The following is a 20647-nucleotide window of genomic DNA, read 5'->3' on the forward strand; positions in this document are numbered from 1 at the left end:
ACTGACATCGACGGCAGGGGAAGTGGCGTGAGCGGCGACCAGTACGCGGCGCGGTCGGTGCGGCAGCTCGCGGCCATGGTGGACGGTATGGCTGGGCGGGTGTCGGTGGAGCGGCTGCGGCAGTTGCGGATGGTGGTTGGCATGTTCGACCGGGCGGTGGGCCGGCCGGAGCTTCCTGTGGCTTCGGCGCGGAGCGTGGGGCGGTTGTTCACTCGCCCGGCGCTGGCAGGGTTCTGGAAGCTCGCCGGGGATGGTGAGTTGCGGTACCGCGAGGAGGATGTTGGCCGGCCGTTGCCGCTGGCGTCGCTGCGGATCGTTCGGGACTGCCTGGGGATCCTGGCGCGGGAGGTTCTTCCGCCCGAGACGGTGGTGGTGTTGCCTTCCGTTCCCCAGCAGGAGCAGAAGGCGACGGTGTCGGGTCGGTCGCTGCTGGCTCTGTATCGGGGTCTGGTGGATCTGGCGTCGGCGGGTCCGTTGGAGCGGGACGGTACGGCGCTGACCTTCGAGGACCGGACGCGTCTGCTGGCGATGGTGTCGATCGTGCTGTACGCCGGTGCGCGGTCGGGGGAGTTGGCCACTCAGCGGGTGACGGACCTGGCGCCGGGTGAGTGGGGGCGGGTGGCCAGGTGTTCCTGAAGCTCACGGTGGCGGAACTGGTAGGCGGCTCCCGCGACCCGCAGCAGCCCCATTTCGTAGCAGCAGTGGAGAAGGCTCCCGAGCCTCCACGGCAGGTGTCCCCGTGTGCAGAGCAGGAACGACACATAGCGCAGGGAAGCTGGCCCGCCGAGCGCACCCCGGATTCCCTGGGTTGCGGGAAAGGAGTCCTTGAGTGAGAAGACGAGGCCCCACCCGATGACCAACGCCAACCCAAAGGCCAGTGCGCTGGCACCCAGCGCCGGGCCTTCGAGCCTGACAGCAGTGTCCGCCTCGGGTCGCGCCAGCAGCTCCACTGCCTCCAGCGCTCCCAGGAGGCAGGCCGAAGCCAGCCAAGTGGCCAGGTCTCCGCGCAGTCCGCCCCGTGGGTCGCTGAGGGGGTGGTCCCGGACGCTGAGCGTCAGATACAGCAGACCGACAAAGCCGACCCACCCGGGGACGGAAGGCCAGTGAATCAACTCCCAGAACTCGTAGGGAGGAACTCCTGATGCGAACCAGTCGATGCTGTAGTAGAGACCACCGAGCATGCCGCCCACAGCCCCACCCGCCAGCATCGTGCTCACCACTCGGCCGAACCCGGAGAGTGTGGCGGTGGTTCGCAGGGAGATACGGGCAGGCTGCGGCCAGGCGACACCATAGGCCGCTGCAACGCCCAGCACGGTGAGCGTCCCATAGAACACGGCGTTGACAACGGTGTTGGCGCCATCCGCCATCAGGTAGAGCCCCACAGTGAAGAAGGCAAGGAACACCACGAGAAGTGCACTGACCACACGTGGCCTGCGGACCCCTGCCAGCGGCCACAGCTCGTCCAGCACCATGTCCGTGCCCGACAGTTCGCGGCCCGCGACAATACGGGGCGGTCTGGCCGTGTTGGAATGGAGATAGGCGGCGAGGACCGCCAGATGGCGCCAGACAGCCACGTGGTCCAGCCTGCGCCGGGGCCACTGCCCCTCACCGCCAGACCGGGCGTGGACAGCCGCCTTGATGTAGCGGTCCAGGAGATGCTCGTACAACTCACCGCTATCCGCAAGGCGCACCAGATCCTTGGGATCGCGCAGGAACACCCCGGTGTCAGGGTCGCGCTCCTCGTAGACCACGGCCGCAAGGGTCAGCCGCCACGGGGTGTTGAGCGCTTCAGTGAGTACGGGCGACGCTGAAGGCGCGGTCACCGCGTCCAACAGTTCCTGCCATCGGGCGAGGTTCTGCTCGGAGTAGCCGATCCTCTCCCTGAGGTAGCCGCGGATGTGTCCGGCGTCCACCCGAGCGATCCCGATTTCCGCCGACACCTGGGGATGGGTGTCAGCGTCGACCAGCGCCTCGTAGTGCGGGCGCCGGCAGGTGACGACCACCGGGGCCTTCGCGCCCTCCCGTTCATAGGCTTCGACGGCCCGCAGCAGCTGTGCGGCCCGGGATGTGTAGCCGGGCTGCTCGACCGCGTCCATCTCATCTAGGCCGTCGATGACCGGCAGTACAAAGTGGGCCTCCACCAGGGCACGCGCCTCCCGCAGGGGGAAGTGGAACACCCGAATCAAGTGAGTGACGAGCCAGTTGCGGATGCTGTCGCCTGACCAGGAGGAGGCGGAGAGCCGAATCGGCACCGGTTCACTGGCGGCGCGGTCCCGGGCCAGCCCGAGGATCAACGCCACCGCAAGCACGGTCTTCCCCGTCCCCGCGTCACTGGTACCGGCTGTGTTCCCGCTGGCACCAGTAATAACCAGGCGCCCAGGTGCCAGAGAACGGTAGTACGCGGCAATATTCCGCAGACTCCCCTCGGCCCCCGGACCTCCGCCACCATGCGAGACGCCCGACGCGGCAATCAGATTGAAACGCAGATCGATCGGCCCGTTCAGGGACTGGAGGTCACCGCCGAGGAGCTGCCGATACTGCTTTCCCTCCTCCTTCAAGACCGCCCGCGCCAACTCCGCCGCGATGACCAAGGCAGTCCGCTGCCCGCGCAGCGCCCGCAGGGCGGCCCAGAGGCCCCACACCGCGAGGCCCGCGCTCGCAACCCCCACCAGGAGCCCGGCCGTATCCCTCGTACTGCCTCTATCACCCTGAAGGGCAGCGACCGTCCACATGGCGGCGGAGAAGACCAGCAACCCACACAGCCAGGCCGCCGCATGCATCAGAACACGTCGTCCGCTGATTACCACCTTCCCATCGTCCACTCCAGGAGACGGCACTGTGCGTGGAAACCATCAAACTGTGACGAAGGGCGGCAAGCTGGAGGCGCTGGGCTCGCCAACGCGGATCGGGTGGCACCCGCCGACACTCCGTGCGGGGAGCAGGTGATGTCGGCTCCGCGCTGCCGGGATGCTCCGGTTTCACCGAGCAGCCCACTCTCTGCAGAATCACTTACGAGCTGGTGCGTGATTGCGTTTGAGACGTGGATGCCTGACCGGGGGGTTTTTGTCAGTCGGTGGTGTTGCGGTCGGAGACGAGGCCGGCGATGGCCCGGTAGGTGGCGGGCAGATTCTCCCGGCGGTGGGTCCAGCGGACCAATTGCTTCCAGCGTTTGTGATCGGCGAGGGCGTGTTCGACGGTGATGCGCTTCGAGGAGTGCCGGTGCCGGGCTCGTAGGCGGGCTTCGAGGACCTCGGGAGGGCTGATCTTGTTTCCCTTCCTCGGCGGCGTCACCGCTTGGCCGGGATGGTCGCGGCGGAGTCCGAGGTAGCCGTCGTCCAGAAGGACTTCAACGTCGGAGAAGCGCTGGAAACAGGTACCGATGCCCTCGTTGCGTGCAGCGGTCGCGTCATGCATCCGCCCTGGTCGCAGGGCGTCGGTCCAGAGCGTGCGGCCCTCATGGTCGGCGACGACGGTGGCCTTCATCGTGTTCTGCTTCTTCTTCCCCGAGACGAAGGCACGGCGTCCGCCGCGGCCGGCCGGGGGCCGACGGACCTGGACTTCGGTGGCGTCCAGCCGCAGCTCGATGCCTTCGGCCTGGGCGTATGCGAACACATCCGCCAAGGTCCGCAGCCGCAGGCCGGGCCGGTCCGGGACCGCACATCCCCGCTCGGCCAGCAGCCCTCGCATCTCGCCGATCGCACGGGTGATGGTGGAGCGATCGACGCCGAACAGCAGCCCCAACGCCGCATGCGGCAAATCGTGCCGCAGATGAATCAGCGTGGCCACGAGCCGGTCGACGAACACCAGCCGATGCCGGACACCGGCTCCTGCTTCACGTCGCCTGGCCCCGCCGCGGGCTCTGTGACGACGCCCCTCGACCACCGCCTGCCAAGGGTCGGCCAACTCCTCAACCAGGTAAGCGAGATGCCCCCGAGAGACCCCTGTGAACACCTGATGCGCGAGAACCGTCCGACTGACCATGATCGCCACATCCGGATCATGCCACCCACCAGCAAGAACACCTCACGCGCAATCACGCACCAGCTCGTAACTGACCATTTCAGAATCAGGATCTCGTGACTGCTGGAGCCTGTCACACGTCGAGTCGCTGAAGGACCTGCGCGAACTCCTCGTTCTCAACAAGGCCGACGAGTACTCGGGTCATGTTGCTGATGCCGGCATCGCGGACGATGAGACCGTCCGAGACCCAGAAGTAGCGACCTCCCAAGGCTTCCCCGCTTGCCGCCCACCTCTCCATTACAAGCTCGACCTGGGCGAGAGTGATGATGGTCGCGCTCCATCGAGAGCCGTCCGGAAGGTCGACGAAGACGTCAACGTTGTCCACGGACTCCAGGTCCTCACCGGCATTCGGTATGAACGCGGCCTCGAAATGTTCTGTACGAACTCGGTAGAAGGGGCCGTCCCAGGCTCCCGGCTGTCTGCTCTGACTCATCAGGCGAGCTTGCCGGGTCAATCGGCCCACCTCAACCGGGATCTTCCGCCACGCTGCCGGGCGTGAACAGTGATCTTGTGCCCGATGACCTGTGGACGCGCATCGCTGCGATGCTGCCGCCCCTCCACAGCGGCCGCATCGGTATGCAGGACGACACCGAACAAGCGACCGCATCGCGTTGGCAGGCATCACCTTCGTCCTCCGCACAGGCGTGACCTGGCGCGACGTGCCGGGTCAGGAGGTGGGCTGCTCCGGGGTCACGGCCTGGCGCCGTTTACGGGACTGGACCGAGGCTGGCGTCTGGCCCCGACTGCACTCGGCGATCCTTGCCGAGCTGCGGGCGGCCAGGCTGCTGGAAATGGACGATTGTGCCATCGACGGCTCGCACATCCGCGCCCTCAAAGGAGGAACTCACACCGGACCATCTCCGGTCGACCGGGGCCGCCCTGGAAGCAAGCACCACATCATCGTCGACCAGCACGGCACGCCGCTCGCGGCGTCACTGACCGGCGGCAACCGGCATGATGTCACCCAGCTGATGCCCCTCGTCGATGCCATCCCCCACATTCGTGGTTTGCGCGGCCGGCCACGCCACCGGCCCCGGCAGCTGTTCGCCGACCGAGGCTACGACTTCGACAAATACCGCCGTCTCATCCGGGCGCGTGGGATCACACCCAAGATCGCCCGCCGCGGCACCCCGCACGGCTCCGGCCTGGGCAAGACACGCTGAGTCGTCGAGCGCACCTTCGCGTGGCTCCACCAGTTCAAGCGACTCCGCATCCGCTACGAGATACGAGCCGACCTCCACCTCGGACTGCTCCAACTTGCCTACAACATAATCTGTTTGAGACGGCTCCGGACCTCATTCTGAAACGATCAGTTACGAGCTGGTGCGTGATTGCGCGTGAGGTGTTCTTGCTGGTGGGTGGCATGATCCGGATGTGGCGATCATGGTCAGTCGGACGGTTCTCGCGCATCAGGTGTTCACAGGTGTCGGCGTACACAGTTACGTGGCTCTGGCAAGATTTTCGTAGCCGGAGATCATCTCGGTGAGACGGTCGGCCGGTCCGCGTAGTGGGCAGCCTGTGATTGTGCCCTACTGAACTGGCAAGTCTGTTACCGCAGTTGTCTGATGTCCTGGTGCTCTCGGTCGATGTCTCCGATACTGCCGTGGCGGTCCGTGCCCGTACGAGATCCAGTGAACCGGCGGAATGTACGGGATGTGGCCAGCTGAGCACGTGGTGCCACAGCCGCTACGTGCGACACCTCGCCGACGTCGCTCTCGGAGGCCGGCCTCTGCGCATCGACCTGTCCGTACGCCGCCTGTACTGCGAGAACCCGGCATGTCCGAAGGTGACCTTCGCCGAGCAAGTGGCAGGGCTGACCATGCGCTACCAGCGGCGCACACCGCTGTTGCAGCGCCAGGTGGAAGACGTCGGCGTGGTGCTGGCCGGGCGAGGCGGCTCCCGGATGCTGCGGATCCTGAACGTCACACTCTCGCGGTGCACCGTCCTGTCCCAACTGATGCGGGTGCCGCTTCCGCCGCTGGTCACGCCCCGGGTGCTGGGGGTGGATGACTTCGCCCTCTACGGAAACACCTACGGCACCCTCCTGGTCGACGCCACCACCCGGCTCCCGCTCACACTTTGGGAAGGGCGCGACGCGGAACAGCTCAGCCACTGGCTCCGGGAACACCCAGGTGTCGAGATTGCCTGCCGCGACGGCTCCCTCACCTACCGACAGGGCATCACCGCCGGTGCCCCCGACGCTTTGCAGATCAGCGACCGCTTCCATCTCTGGCAGGGCCTCTCCCGCCGAGTCCAGGACATCGCCTCCGCCCACCACGGCTGCCTGCCCGCAGCACTTCCCCCAGTCAGCGAGACCGCTCCCGCACCGGTCGAGGACGCCGTCGAGAACACCGCGGCGGACACCCGCGCCGGGCGCCACGCCCGAAGGCTGTTCGACGCCGTGCACGCCCTGACCGGCGCCGGCCGGAGCCACAGTTCCGTAGCACGGGAGCTCGGCCTGAACCGCCGCACCGTCAGCAAGTACGCCCGGGCCCGCACCTGGCAGGAGGTGGTGCGCCGCCCGCCCCGCAAGCCCTCCGCTCTGGACCCCTACCTCGACTACCTGCAACAACGCTGGGACGAGGGACAGCACAGCGCGAAGATCCTGCACGAAGAACTCCAGACCAAGGGCTACCTCGGCCACTACCAGCGCGTGAAAATGGCCGTCGCACCCCTACGCCGTGGTCTGCCCCTAGACGAACCGCGCGAGCGACCGCCCTCACCGCGCGAGGCAGCCCGCTGGATCACCACCCATCCGAGCCGCCGCAGCCCGCACATCAACGACCGCCTGCCCCGGCTCCTCGACCAGTGCCCTGAACTCAGAACCACCCACGACCTGGTCCGCCGGTTCGCCGCCATGCTCGACAACCGCGACGCGACACCCCTGCCAGGCTGGCTGGACGACCTCGCAACCAGCGGCCTGGCCCCTCTCGCCGGCCTCGCCGGAGCTCTGCGCGAAGACCGTCATGCCGTCGCCCAGGGAATCACCACCCCTTACAACTCCGGTGTCAACGAAGGCCGCATCACCGACGTCAAGCTGCAAAAACGCATCATGGCCGGACGCGCCGGCGTCCCACTCCTCCGTCACCGCGTCGTCCTGATCGCCCACATCCGCCGCCGCTATACGGATCGGCCGACCGTCTCACCGAGATGATCTCCGGCTACGAAAATCTTGCCAGAGCCATCTAAGTCCGTACGCCGACAACAGGGGTCTCTCGGGGGCATCTCGCTTACCTGGTTGAGGAGTTGGCCGACCCTTGGCAGGCGGTGGTCGAGGGGCGTCGTCACAGAGCCCGCGGCGGGGCCAGGCGACGTGAAGCAGGAGCCGGTGTCCGGCATCGGCTGGTGTTCGTCGACCGGCTCGTGGCCACGCTGATTCATCTGCGGCACGATTTGCCGCATGCGGCGTTGGGGCTGCTGTTCGGCGTCGATCGCTCCACCATCACCCGTGCGATCGGCGAGATGCGAGGGCTGCTGGCCGAGCGGGGATGTGCGGTCCCGGACCGGCCCGGCCTGCGGCTGCGGACCTTGGCGGATGTGTTCGCATACGCCCAGGCCGAAGGCATCGAGCTGCGGCTGGACGCCACCGAAGTCCAGGTCCGTCGGCCCCCGGCCGGCCGCGGCGGACGCCGTGCCTTCGTCTCGGGGAAGAAGAAGCAGAACACGATGAAGGCCACCGTCGTCGCCGACCATGAGGGCCGCACGCTCTGGACCGACGCCCTGCGACCAGGGCGGATGCATGACGCGACCGCTGCACGCAACGAGGGCATCGGTACCTGTTTCCAGCGCTTCTCCGACGTTGAAGTCCTTCTGGACGACGGCTACCTCGGACTCCGCCGCGACCATCCCGGCCAAGCGGTGACGCCGCCGAGGAAGGGAAACAAGATCAGCCCTCCCGAGGTCCTCGAAGCCCGCCTACGAGCCCGGCACCGGCACTCCTCGAAGCGCATCACCGTCGAACACGCCCTCGCCGATCACAAACGCTGGAAGCAATTGGTCCGCTGGACCCACCGCCGGGAGAATCTGCCCGCCACCTACCGGGCCATCGCCGGCCTCGTCTCCGACCGCAACACCACCGACTGACAAAAACCCCCCGGTCAGGCATCCACGTCTCAAACGCAATCACGCACCAGCTCGTAAGGCGCCCGCTCGCTGATGGCCGGCATCGGGCTTCCCCCGTCTGTCAGGCTCCAGCCGCGTGGCGGGAAGCGGCTGTCTTTGCGGACTGCTGCCCGCCATCTGACCCCAAAAAGTCTCGTGTCCAGGTGATTACATGGGGTGATGTCTGTGGCGTTGAGGGCCACGCACACATCGGCGTCACCGCAACCGTCTACGCCCACGTCCGACTCCGCCTCCAGCGCGACGCCATCGACCTTCTTGCACACGCCCTCCGCGAGCCCGCTGAAGCCAACGCAGCCCGACGGCAGCGACGCCCCTCCGCTGTGTGCAGCACCCGTCCACTGACGTTGCCGTCAATTATTGCCTTCAGACACCTCTGTGACCCCGTCGGAACGCTCCCGACGGGGCCACAAATTTGCTCCTGCATACAGGAGCGATGCGCGATCAGGTTTTCCGGTTACGGCCGAATATCACTCACCACTCCACACTGCAATCTCCCCTCCGGGCATACAGGTCACTCGCTTCCCAGGCCCGACGGTCCCCCAAGCCTCATACTCCTCATCCGGCAGGACAGTCAGTTTCGTGCCGCTTTCGAATTCGATCACGAGATCACCGGCTCTTCCCACCTTAGCCTCAGCAATCACGTCACGGACTAGTCTGACGAGATGGGGAGACGCAACGTCCGGGGATTCTGGATCGAAAGACACATGATCCCCGGACGATACTTGAAGAGCCGCCTCGGTCTCGACGCGCAGTTCGCAATCCCCACTGGTCAGGACCGTGAGTGCCGCGTCGAAGCAGACGCGGGTAACTGCTTGACCCCGAAGGTTCAGGTTCATGCCTACCACCCCTCCGGAAGTGGATAAGTGCCATCAGGATTCATCGAGATATGCGTATCCGCCTTCGAGCCGGGTTTCCCGTCGAGTCCGATCGGCTGGCCACTCCTGTTGTGGAAGCGTACATAGCCATTCGGATACCTGCCGGTCGGATCCATCACGCGAACCATGTCACCATTTCCGGTCGAGCCAGGCTTCTGCCACACAATTCCCTTTCCGTTATCAGCACCCCGCCCCACCCAATCGTCACCGACGCCAGCGGGACGCGAACCAAGATTGATAGCGGTAGGGCATGGGGTCGAATTGTGAACGAGTACCGGAGTCTCGCCCGCTAGCACATAGTACGTGTGGAAGTCGGCGACGGTGAGGTCGTACATGTCCATGCTGCTCGGGCGTCGTTGCGTTGATTCAACGGATGCGGGGAGCGTCATGGGGTTGGCGAGTTGGCTTTGGTTGGTGAGGGCGCCTGCTGGTTTCCAGGAGTTGGTTGCTTGGTCCCAGAAGAGGTGGTGGGCGGTGGTGCTGATGGTGGCGGTCTTGTCGTCGCTTGTGCGTACTCGGATGTCGATGAGGTCGTCGTCGTTGTGGACGAGGGATGCTTCGACTGTCTTGGGTAGTGACTGGCCGGTTTCGGGTTCTGTGGCGAGGACCTTGTCGCCGGCTTTGATTTTCTCGATGGGTTTCGTTGACCCATCGGCCATGAGGACTGGCGTGCCCTTTTTGAAGCTGTTGCCTAGCCCAATAAGGCAGGTGATGGATTTGGTTCCTTTATTCTTTATTCTTATCTTTGTTGCCTTGAATCCTATCTCGGCGGCCTTGCTTCGGCCTCTGCTGATAATGATGAGGGCTACATCGGCAGCGGCGGCTCCACAACTTGCCGAACCCTTTCCCGTGAGGCAGTCGACGTAGTCTCGTGCGCCGATGATTTCGAGGATGTCCATTTCGAACTCGATAGTGCTTTGACCGAAGTAGCCCGTAGTACTGGCTATGTTGCAGAATTCAGACTTGCCCATTTTGGCGACATTGCTGCAATAGTTTCGAGCCCAGAGTTGGACGTTGCTTTCGTAGCTGAGGTTCTTCCTGTAGGTGAATAGCTTGGTGATGGCCTCAGGTGTGGGTATGACGAATTCGCCGATTTGAATAGCAGGGGGCGGTGTTTCTTTGATGGGGGTTTTTGTGCTGGGCTTTTTCGTGGGGACGTTGGTGTTGGGGTAGCCGGGGTTGACGACGCCGTCGCCGTTCGGGTCGTTGCCGGGGCAGGGGGTGTCGTGACCGGCTCCGCAGGCGATTTTGAGGCCACTGGGATCGCTGAAGGCGAGTGGGTTTTGGGCTCCGTAGGTGTAGCCGTTGAGGGTTTGCGGCAGGTCGGCTTGGAGGATGGGGTCGACGCTGATGAAGCGTCCGACGCTTGGGTCGTATTCGCGGGCGCCGAGGTGGGTGAGGCCGGTGTTCTTGGTGTCGTCGGTGCCGCCGACGAAGCCTTTGGTGCCGGGCCAGGTGGTGGGTTGGGTGCCGCGGGTTCCGCCGAAGGGGAGGCTGCGGCGTTGGGTGAGTTGCTGGGTTGTGGCGTTGGTGGCGAGTTGGGCGGTGCCGTGGTGGTCGGCGAGGGTGAAGGAGACGGTGCCGTCGTCTTCCTGGACGCCTTGGTGGCCGCCGCCGAGGTGGATGTAGCGGGTTGCGGAAGGCGTCGGTGTCGGGGCTCCAGCACTGGTCTTGGGGAGAGTGATCTCGGTGGAGCCGAGGTAGAGGGTGGTTTCGGTGGGGGTGCGGCCGATGAGGCGGTTGCCTTCGGCGTCGTAGAGGTATCGGGTGACCTTCGCCGCGCTGCCGGGGACGGGTTCGGTCACCTTGGCGAGGTGGCCTTCGGGGTCCCATTCAAGGTTTTGGGTGGTGCCGTTGACGGTTCGGCTGACGGTGTTCCCGCCGACGTAGGTGAATGAGTCCTCCGGGGTTCCCGGGGGCCCTGCGCTGGTGACGGAGGTGAGGGTGTGTGGCTGGGGTTGTCCGGCCGCGGGGTATTCGTAGGTGCGGGTGCGGTCTTTGGTGGTGTCGCCGGTGGGGTCGTGGAGGGTTTCGGTGGCGCGGTTTCCGTCCGGACGGTAGGTGTAGGAGTGCCAGTAGGGGGCGGGGCCACCGATGACGGTGCTGCTGGGGGTGGCGGCGCAGGTGGTGGTGTTCTGGGTCCAGGCTTGGGTGATGCGGCGGGCGAAGTCGTAGGTGAAGCACTGGTTGTCGGTGCCGGAGCGGGAGACGTCGGTGACGGAGAGGATGTTGGCGGAGTCGTCGTAGCGGTAGGTGTTGGATTGGTCGACGCCGGGGACGTCTTCGCGGTCCACGCGGGTGGTGGACAGGCGCTGGGTGCCCCATTCGTATCCGTTGGTGACCCAGGTCTTCTTGCCGTTGCGGAAGAGTTCGTTCTGGAGCGGTTTGCCGGTGAGGCTGTAGCTGGTGAGTCCCTCGACGCCCTGGCTGCCGTGGATTCCGGTGGTGCGGAGGGTGTGGTCGTCGTAGGTGAAGGAGACGACCGCCCCGGGTAGAGAGCCGGCTGCCGGATAGCCGACGCCTTGGGGGAGACCGGAGACGTTGTAGGACATGGTCGACACGTAGGTGCCGGCCAGGTCGCCTTCGGCTGTGGGAATGGTGATCGAGGTGCGCAGGGGCTGGTAGAGCCGGTTGTAGGCGACGACCTTGCTGGTGTAGGCGTTGCCGTTCTCGTAGCGCGTGGAATCGGCCAGGTGTCCTTTGGCGCCCGTGATGGTGTCGTAGGTCCACTCGGCGCGGAGCGGGCCGGTGGCGGAGTCCTTGCGGAGTTGGGTCTTGCGGCCCAGGTTGTCGTAGAGGTGGGCGAGGGTGATGTTGGTGGCGTCGTTGTGGGTGGTGCGGAGTTGGCCGCGGTCGTCGTAGGTGTTGGTCGTGGTGCCCTTGTCGGGGTCTTCGTTGACGGTTTGGCGACCCATCAGGTCATAGGTGTAGTTCCAGCTGACGTTCGCGGGGTCGGTGACCTTCGTGAGCTGGCCGCTGGGGTGGTACGTGTAGGAGGTCTTGTCGTAGGTGGAACCTGCGGTCGGCTCGTGATGTTGACGGAGTTGAGTCGTCTTTCCCCTCACATCGACCAGGGTGGTCGTGGCCGTTCCACCGGTGGGCGGGATGACGGTCGTGCGGTCGCCGCCGTGAATGGTCTGGGAGACGGCTAGGACGGTTCCGCCGTCGCCGTTGCCCGCTATCTCGCGGACTTCGGTCTGCCGACCGAGGCCGTCGTACGTGTAGCGGGTCTGGGACTCGACGCTGAGCGCGTTGTTCGGGGTGAAGAGCTGGGTGCCGGGTGCACTGGTGGTGTAGTAGGTGGAGAACGTCTTGGCGACGAGACCGCGTTCGTCATAGAAGGTGTCGCTGATGAGGGTGCCGCCACCTGGCCCGGGTTCCTGGGTCTGCCGTGGGCGCTGCATGCCGTCGTAGAGGACGTAGGAGGTGCGTTGGACTCCGTGGTTGCCCAGAGTTTTGGTGGCGACGACGTTGGGCTGTCCGTCACCGGCGGGAGTGTAGATGAACTCTCGATGGGGGATCTGGCTGGTCGTGCGGTCGGCGAACCAGATCTTGGTGGAGCGGCCGAGCGCGTCGTAGGCGAAGCTGGTGACCTTGCCGTTGGTGTCGGTCTGGGTGAGCGGCAGTCCTCGAACCGGATCGTGCTCCGTGGTGGTGGTCTGTGATGTGGAGGCGTCGCCTGCTGTGGCAGGCGGAGTGGTGACCGCGAGGGTGGTGGGGATACCGACGGCAGGGGTGCGTTCAGTGGTGGTGGTGCGGCCATCGGTCCGAAGCGTACGGGAGATGACCCCGGCTGCTGTTACCCGTGTGGTTGCCGTCAGGTCGGTACTGGTGACCTGACGGCCGTAGGAGTCATAGGTACCACTGGCTTCCAGGTAGACCGCCGTAGTGCCGTCATACTCCTTCAACATTGAGGTCGCGGTGGGCAATCCCTTGGTGGGGGCGTCTCCGTATGCCTGGTTGTCGTAGGCGGTGCGGACGTCGGAGAGGACATCTGCGGGCCGGACCGGGGTCGTGTCGCACGGCTTGGCAACGGTTTCCACCCGTGCAGGCAGAGTGAGGATGTTGAGCGTGGTGTTGGTGGCGTAGCTGGTGCGGATGCATCGGTTGTCTGCGGCGGTGCTGTGGTTGCCGAGGTCGTGGACCTCGGTGACGAGTCCGGTAGCCGTGTCGTGGGTTGTCGCTTTGGAGACGGTGCGCCAGTCGGTGCCGGCTCCGTTGTCGAGGGAGATGAAGGTTTTGCTGTTACTGGTGCCGGTGAAGTTGGCGGTGATGGTGCCCCAGTCGCGGACTTTGGACGCTGTCTGATGCTTCCAAGGTCGGTTGACCGTCTTGCTGAGGACGGTACCTCCGGGGCCGGAGTAGCTGACAGTTTTGTAGGCGAAGCCGGCCGCTGATTCGTGGTCGGTGAGCGGATCACCTTCCCCTGTCCCCAAAGTGATCGTGACGTTCTTCGTTCCGCCGGTGGCGTTGAGGCGGTCGCCGTCCATGCCGCGCAGGAAGTAGGAGTCCTGTTGTGACTTCATGGCCGACGCGCCGCCCTGGCCGCCGGTCTGAACCCGGACGTGGCCGTAGCCGCGCCATTGGCTCCAGGTGCGGTGCTTGTCCTTGGTGAGGCCGTCGTCATCGTCGTAGTGCCAGGCGGCGCCGCCGAGGTAGTCGTAGCGGGTGACCTTGTCGGGTGCTCCGCCGCCGGTGCGGTCGCTTTCGGTGACGGAGGCCACGGTGTACTTGTTGAACCACTGCTGGACCGGATCAGCGGTATCACTGCCGCCGATGAATTGAGGGAAGCAGCGGGTGGTGTTGGTCGACGGCGTTGGGAGGGCGTCCGCGTCGCAGGCGGCGGCTGTGTAGTTGGCGTCGAGTTGTCCGCCGGCCTCGTTGATGACTGTGGAGAGTCGGGCCTTGATGAAGGGGGCGAATCCGTCACCGACGCGGTCGAGTCGGTTGGCGAGCTGGGTGTAGCCGAAGGTGGTCTTCGGCTGGGTGATGGCAGGGGTGGCGGTGTGGCCGGTGTGCTGGATAGAGGAGAGCAGCAGTTGGTAGTCGGTGTCGGCCATGCCCCAGTGGTGGGCGAGTTTCCAGGAGTCGACGTTCTGGTAGGCGGTGCCTTCGAGAACCTGGGTGGTGACTTGGGAGAGGCGTTTGCGGGTGAAGAAGGAGGGTGAGAGGCGGCCTTCGTCGCAGGTTTCTCCGATGTCGCAGTTCAGGTCCCAGGGGGTGTCGTACCAGTAGGCCGACTGGGTGTCGATGGAGGAGCAGTCCATCGATGAGGTGGCCACGCAGCGCTCGCTGTTGGTGAAGTCGACCCGCGCAAGTGCCTTGGTGCCGTACATGGAGCTGGACTTGAGGCCGTATTCGATGCGGTCGAGGGCTCCGCCGCGGGTGTAGCGGGAGTTGTCGGCGGCTTCCAGGTTGCGGCCGTAGGAGTTGCTTTCCTTGTGGTAGTAGTACGCCATGGCGTTGCTGTGCACGTCGACGACGTAGTCGAGGTTCCATCGCCAGGCCTGCTGGCAGTGGGAGGCGGCGAAGGTAACGGCTTTGCAGGGTTCGTCGGTGTCGTCACCGAAGACGGGGACGGTCCAGGTGGAGTCCGTGGCTTCCTTGCCTTCGGCCCAGCCGGGCAGGCGGTGGTAGCCGAAGTAGTAGCGGGTCCCGTTCGGCGCGGTCAGGCGCCAGTACTCGCCGTCGTTGTCGCCGTTCGCGCGGTTGGCGGAGGTGAGACGGTCGATCTTGGTTCCGTCGTCATCACGCAGCTTCCAGGTGTTGGCGCCCGTGGGGACAAGCTCACCGGCTTTGCCGTTGAAGGAGATGAACGCGTTGTCGTAGCCCCAGCACAGGTCACCAGGTTTGCCGTTGGCGTGTTCGATTCCATCGTCGGCGCACGGCTTGTAGCGGCGCTCGATGAAACCCGGCCACATACTGAACCCGTCGCCCGCCCAACTGGACTGGTTGTTGGTGTTCGCCGTGCGGCCGTCGACCGACCCGGACGAGTAGGACAGCCCGACGTTCGGCAGGAGACTGCCCGGAACCTCGGGTACCGGCATGTTGTAGGACCAGGAGAAGTCACCTGTGTTGAGGTTGGTGTTCCAGGTCGCCGAGGCGGACAGGGAAGTGGCCTTGTAGTCGCCGCGGGAGCCATCAGTGGTGGAGACGGCGGCGAATACGGTCGGTGCCTTGGCCGCCAGTTCGAGGCTGGGGGCGGTGAGGGTCCGCTGCTCGGTGTCATTCACCGCCGCGACAGGCTTGGGGGTGCGGCAAGCGATCAGGCTCGGGGTGGTCAGCGCGCACGGGGGGAGTTGGACGAGAGTGAGCCGGTCGGCGTAGCCGCCGCCGTAGGCGTCGGCGAAGGTGGAGTAGTCAACGCGGGCGCGGACCGTGCCCTCGGATGCCGTGTTCTCGGCGCGGAGGGTGAACATGACGCCGTCGACGCCAGCACCCTGAGCGGCCTTACGGCTGACGACCTCGGCCTGAACCGTCCCCGTGGCGGACTTCTCGCCCTTCTTCACACGGGTGTCGAGTTCCAGGGGCAGACCTGTGGCCTTCACCGAACCGGCCGTGGTCGTGGCCAGGGCTATCCGTGCCGTCGCCGCCTTGGGCCAGGTCCGGTCCGGTGCTGGCAGCGGTACGGGCGGTTTGCCTGCGGTGGTGCGTTTCGCCGCAGGTTTGCCCCGAGTGCCGGGGATGGGTTTCTCCGAGGCGGGGAGGCTAGGGCGGCCAGTGCCCTTGTCCGCGGCGGCCGCGGGTTGGGGTTGGGTCACGGCCTGGAGGAGGGTGCCGACCATGACGGTCGCGCAGGCCAGGGCGATACGCCCGCGTATCCGACGGAAAGGCGTGCGGGATCTGCCGTTGGTCATGAGTCTGTGTCCTCCACCGCTGTTCCCGTGGGTGCTTGAAGCACGCGCGACGGGTGAATGCCTACGGAATCAATGCTGGTTCGGGGGCGGGCCCGGCCTGCTCGGCCGGGCCCGCTCGGAAGGTGGTGCGATCAGCCGCTGCCGGGAACCGTCGTGGGGAGACCCGGTTGGCCGACCGCGAGCTGGCGGATCTGCGGCTCCGTCAGCGCGCCTTGGAATGCCCACAGGTCGGAGATGGCACCCGGCCAGTACTGGTTGCCGCTCGACGTCCCGGTCGCCTGCCGTCCGAGGTGGAGTTCCGCAGCCGTGAAGGAGAGCACGTCCTCCGCGTGGGAGCGCTCGAGGCAGTCGTCCTCGCCGGCACAGCTGGTCCCCTCCAGCTCGCCGTTCACGTAGAGGGACACCTGTTTGTCGAACCCGTCATAGACCACGGCCAGGTGGTTCCACTCGGTGGACTCGGCGAACTGCCCATTCGCCGCATCACGGAAGGTGACATCAAGCCCGTCACGATCACCGATCGTCACCCGCCATCGACCCGGGCCCTCCACCGCTGCCCAACCCGGCTCGTACCGCACGGTCAACGCGTTCTTCGTCAGCCCCGAGGCACTCAGCAAGGTGACCGGCCCGGTGGGTTCGGCCGCGGCCTGCGCCCAGCCCGCGATCGTGAAACTCCCTCCGGTATCGGTGGGCATCTCGGCCATCCCGTGGTCGTTGACACCGTCCAGGACGATGCCGCCGTCGACCCAGCCCTTGTCCGGCCCGACCTGTGCCCCGCCGTGCAGGGTCATGTCGTGGTCGAACGACGAGGAGTCCGTTGTCTTGGCCGGAGTGCCGGACGAGCTCGCGAACTTCCAGCGTGCCTTGACCACCGGGCGCTGCTTGAACATCTGCTGCACCTCGTCCGCGGAGACCGGCCGGTCGTAGAGGCGGACATCGTCGATGCGGCCGGGGAAGAACGATCCCGGCTGCCCGCCGTACTGCCCGGCGCCGATCTGCACCGGACCGCCGGCGTACCAGCCGGCGACCAACGTGGTGGACCCGGCTCGTTTGCCGTTGAGGTAGAAGGTGAGCTCGTTGGTGACACTGTCGTGCACACCGACCAGGTGCGCCCATTCTCCGCCACGGGCCGTACTGCCGGAGGGTTGAAGGGCTTGGACCTGGGACGCGTCAGGATCGTCCGTGGTGAAGGCTCGGATGCCCCACCGGTCGAAGGTGTGCGAGTAGTAGAGCTCGAACCCGGGTTTGTGGACACCGCCCTGCATGGTCACCACCGCGGCGTGGTCGGGTTTCGTCTTGGGCAAGCGGGCCCAGGCGGCGACGGTGTAGCTGCGCTGGTTGTTGAGCATGGGCCGCTCGGTGGTGGCATAGCCGGTGGTTCCGTTCAGTTCCAGGGCTTGGCCGACCACACCCGTGGCTCCCTTGGTGACACCGCCGCGGAACTCGGCGGGCAAGACTTCTGGGACACCGTTGAGCTCGATCTTGTCCGCGGCTTCGTCCATGGAGAAGACCGCCCGGGCCGGCCGCCCGGAAATCAGCGAGTCCTTTCCCTTCAACCGTGTCACCTCTCCCTGGGAGAGGGCCTTGTCGAAGATCTGGACCTCGTCGATCGCCCCGGGGAAGAACGATCGCGGATCGCCGTTGTGAGAACCGGCCCCGATCTGCAACCCGCGGCGGGCATCCCACGGCGAGTCATAGGCCGTCGTACCTGCCAGGACACCGTCCACATACAGTTTCAGCTCGTCGTCCGTCGCACTATGCGTCCCCACCAGGTGCACCCACTCATTGGCGCTCACCCCGCCGGCTTGGGCCTGCATCGCCATGGCCGTGGTCGCGTTCGGATCATCCGCCCGGTACTGGACGAAGGCCCACCGGTCGTAGGTGCCGGAGTAGTAGAGCTGGAAGCCGGGATTGTGGTTACCGGGCTGCGCGACGACGACGGCGGACGTGCCCGGCACCGAGGACAGCTTGGCCCAGGCCGAGACGGAGAAGCCCGTGTCGGTCGCCACGGTGGGAGTGTCGGTTCGGGCGTAGTCGTTCACGCCGTCGAACCGGACCGCTGTGCCGAGCGCGCCGGACACCCCTGGTGTCGCCCCGCCGTGCAAGACGGCGGTCCGCGCAGGTGCTGTGCCGGCGGCCTGTGTCCCGGTTTCCTCATCGAGGGACCAGGTTGCTCGCTCTGGTTGCCCCGCTTTGACCCGGAACCGGTAGCTGGTCGGCGCAGACACGTTCCCCGCAGCGTCGAAAGACTTCACGTACAGGGTGTTCAGCCCGGGCTTGGGCGGCAGGAACGTGATGGTCTTCGCGGCGCCGGCCGTGGTGGTGACCGTGTTGTCCGAGGTGGGATCGGTGTTGATGCCGTACCAGTACTTGGTCACCTGGCTGTCGTTGGCATCCATCTCAAAGACGCCATACCTGCCGGTGCCGTCATGCCAGGGATCTTCCGGGTTCTCGGGATCGGAGGCCGGGAAGTCGAGAGAGGACAGCGCGGGCGACTTCGGAACGGTCGCGTCGTAGCTGAAGTAGCACATCGTCGGATCACCTGCCGACGACCACGGCGAGTACTGCCCACCGTCCCAGACCCGTGCCTCCCACCCAATCTGCTTATTCTGCGGTAGGGACGAAGGCAGGCTCATGTGAAAGTCAGAGCCTGAGGCTTTGACTGACGTTCGTACACCTTCTTGCGGTAGCGCCGGCCACCTTCCGCCATCCCAGATCGCGCGAAACTCCACGGCGACTGTGTCACCGTCCGGATCGGTGACCCTGTCGGCGTGGATCAATCCCAGCGACCGAGATCGAGGAGCATCCGCTGGCTTCTTGCACACACCGCCGTACTCCATCGACAACTGCGACATCTTCACCTGCGGAGGCGGACGGTTGTACAACACGCGCAGGAAGGCGTCCTCGGAGAACCGCTTCCACCCGTACTTGTCACTCTCGCTGGACGCCCGCAGACCGAACGTCATCTTCGGGTTCTTCGCGGTCGCGGACTGCTGCACCGCCGTCTTCACATCGAACTCGGCATCCCGCGCCGCACACCCGGTGAACCCGTAGGCGAACGACGACGTCCGCAGATGATCGATCCAGAACCCCGACTGCTCCTGTTCGTTCCAGTGCGTGTCCTTGTCGATCGCCTTGGTCTTCCACAACTCCACGCCCCGGGCACTGCACGAGGCAGAGTGAGTGTTACGCACAGCGAACTCAGCGCTCAGGATCGACTTGCCCCAGAACCTGGTCGTGTCGAACTGGTAGAACAACCGCTTGGTGTCATATCGCATACATTCGGCCCAGTCGCAGTACCCGAGCCCCGCGTCCGCTTCCCCGTTGAACTGCCACTGCGGCGAATTGGCCCAGTACTCCGAGGCCATCGTCCACGCGTTCGCCTTCGGAGCATGGAACTGCGGGTCGATGAACACCGGATACACCGTTTCAGCGCCACGCAGAAGCGCGGCATCCGGCTGCAGCACCAGAGCACTCTGATCCGCAGGAATCTCAACCCCCACAGGAGCCAACCCCCCTGACTCACCCGCCCCCGGTTCACCACCATCAGCCCCGCCCTTCCGGGCAACAGACGCACCACCCTTCCGGGCAGCCGCACCAGACTCCCTACGGGAATCCCACATCACCGGACGAGGCGCCTCGAACACCGCGCCCCCTGCACCGTCGTCGACAGCCTCCAACCCACCCTCCGGCTGCTCACGAACTGTCATGCCCTGGGCGTCGAGGCTCATCCGCACCTCGTTCAACGCCGGGTTCGCCGCTGCGGCGGCGGACTTCACTACCAACAACTGAGTGAACCCGTCTGCCTTCGCACCCAACCTCAGATCAACCCCGGGCAGCACTTCCGGGTAGGTCGCTGTGTCTCCCTGCAACACAGGAAGCGGCAGACTTGTCGGCCAGCTCAACGTGAGTTCGCGGCCCGCCTTGACCATCCGCACCAACGGCGCCGATCCACCACCCGAGAACTCCAGACCGATCGTCACCGCCTTCGGAGCCACCACACCAGCACTGTCCCTCACCAAAGCGGTGTCAACAGGCTTCCACTCACCAGCCACTCGCGTCCGCACCGGGCGCAGATACTGCCGCGCCTCGAAATTGCCCTCGGGGGTCGCGAACACCTCACTGGTCTCACTGCGCAGCGAGACAACCTCAACAGGTTCACCCGAACTCCGCGCCAGCGCGAGTGACTCACTCTCAGTTCGTGCGAGTGGCGACGGCGCCTCGCCCGCAGCAGCAGGAGGAGGAGCCTTCTGAGGAAGCGCCTGCACCCCGGTCGGCGTGAGCAGCCCGACCAGCACCGCACCTGACACCAACGATCCCGCCGCGCGGGCACCCCATCTACCACTCACCAGAACGACACATCCCCCACCATTTAGCCCAGCAGTGAAGTTAACGTGAAGAACCAAACAAGATTCAATGGACAGTAAAGGTGCGGTCACGCAGCGTCCAGAGGGAGGGAAACCGACAACCCACACAAAACACAAACAGGCAGTCAAACGACACCAGTGATGAAGGCCATCCCTTAGCGGCGTTTGAAACCATTTCCCGGCGCAGAACGTTAACTTCCGCATCACAAGCGAAAGCCAGCTCCTCCTGCCAGTTCAGCCCACACAACAGAATCCGCTGTCACCTAACCTCGAGGGGGTCGGCTACGGGCTGGAGCGAGCGCAGCAGCTCGACGACGTCCAGGAGGAAGGTGAGGAACTCCCGCTCTTGTCCCTGGCGAGGTTGCTCCTCAGCGACTGGACACTGTCGGTGAGCCCGTCGCTGGACATG

The 20647-nt window shown here is 65.5% G+C and carries 9 protein-coding genes and 1 pseudogene; 4 read left to right on the forward strand and 6 right to left on the reverse strand.

Annotated features, from left to right (window positions below; genetic code table 11):
• Positions 1-27: 27 nt before the first annotated feature.
• Complete coding sequence (locus OID54_RS38620) at positions 28-636, forward strand: hypothetical protein (protein ID WP_329028306.1); 609 nt, start codon at positions 28-30, stop codon at positions 634-636.
• On the opposite strand, the gene OID54_RS38625 is transcribed toward OID54_RS38620, so the two are convergent.
• The 3 genes from OID54_RS38625 to OID54_RS38635 all read right to left on the reverse strand — a co-directional run bounded on the left by OID54_RS38625 (position 579) and on the right by OID54_RS38635 (position 4453).
• A complete protein-coding gene (locus OID54_RS38625) occupies positions 579-2807 on the reverse strand; it encodes a hypothetical protein (protein WP_329028307.1) in 2229 nt (742 codons plus the stop codon). The genes OID54_RS38620 and OID54_RS38625 overlap by 58 nt on opposite strands.
• Positions 2808-3066: 259 nt before the next feature.
• The gene (locus OID54_RS38630; protein ID WP_329028462.1) at positions 3067-3981 is read right to left on the reverse strand and encodes a transposase family protein; all 915 of its coding nucleotides are present in this window, start codon (positions 3979-3981) and stop codon (positions 3067-3069) included.
• Positions 3982-4093: 112 nt separating this feature from the next.
• The gene (locus tag OID54_RS38635; RefSeq protein WP_329012059.1) at positions 4094-4453 is read right to left on the reverse strand and encodes a hypothetical protein; all 360 of its coding nucleotides are present in this window, start codon (positions 4451-4453) and stop codon (positions 4094-4096) included.
• 110 nt (positions 4454-4563) lie between these two features.
• Between OID54_RS38635 and OID54_RS38640 the strand changes: the two are divergent.
• The 3 genes and pseudogenes from OID54_RS38640 to OID54_RS38650 all read left to right on the forward strand — a co-directional run bounded on the left by OID54_RS38640 (position 4564) and on the right by OID54_RS38650 (position 8103).
• Positions 4564-5324, forward strand: a pseudogene (locus OID54_RS38640) (IS5 family transposase).
• A 269-nt stretch (positions 5325-5593) separates the two neighbouring features.
• A complete protein-coding gene (locus OID54_RS38645) occupies positions 5594-7174 on the forward strand; it encodes an ISL3 family transposase (protein ID WP_443055835.1) in 1581 nt (526 codons plus the stop codon).
• 92 nt (positions 7175-7266) lie between these two features.
• Entirely contained in the window at positions 7267-8103 is an 837-nt protein-coding gene (locus OID54_RS38650) for a transposase family protein (RefSeq protein ID WP_329028309.1), read from the forward strand.
• 506 nt (positions 8104-8609) lie between these two features.
• On the opposite strand, the gene OID54_RS38655 is transcribed toward OID54_RS38650, so the two are convergent.
• The 3 genes from OID54_RS38655 to OID54_RS38665 form a co-directional block, all read right to left on the reverse strand.
• Positions 8610-8978 carry a DUF6188 family protein gene (locus OID54_RS38655; protein ID WP_329028310.1) on the reverse strand — a complete coding sequence of 123 codons (369 nt, stop codon included), beginning with the start codon at positions 8976-8978 and terminating at the stop codon, positions 8610-8612.
• Between the two features lie 2 nt (positions 8979-8980).
• Positions 8981-15874, reverse strand: a complete 6894-nt coding sequence (locus tag OID54_RS38660; RefSeq protein ID WP_329028313.1) for a polymorphic toxin-type HINT domain-containing protein — start codon at positions 15872-15874, stop codon at positions 8981-8983.
• Positions 15875-16005: 131 nt separating this feature from the next.
• Positions 16006-20346: a LamG-like jellyroll fold domain-containing protein gene (locus OID54_RS38665; RefSeq protein ID WP_329028315.1), complete on the reverse strand. Its 4341-nt coding sequence runs from the start codon at positions 20344-20346 to the stop codon at positions 16006-16008.
• Between the last annotated feature and the right edge of the window lie 301 nt (positions 20347-20647).

It is taken from the genome of Streptomyces sp. NBC_00690 (assembly GCF_036226685.1).
GTDB lineage: Bacteria > Actinomycetota > Actinomycetes > Streptomycetales > Streptomycetaceae > Streptomyces.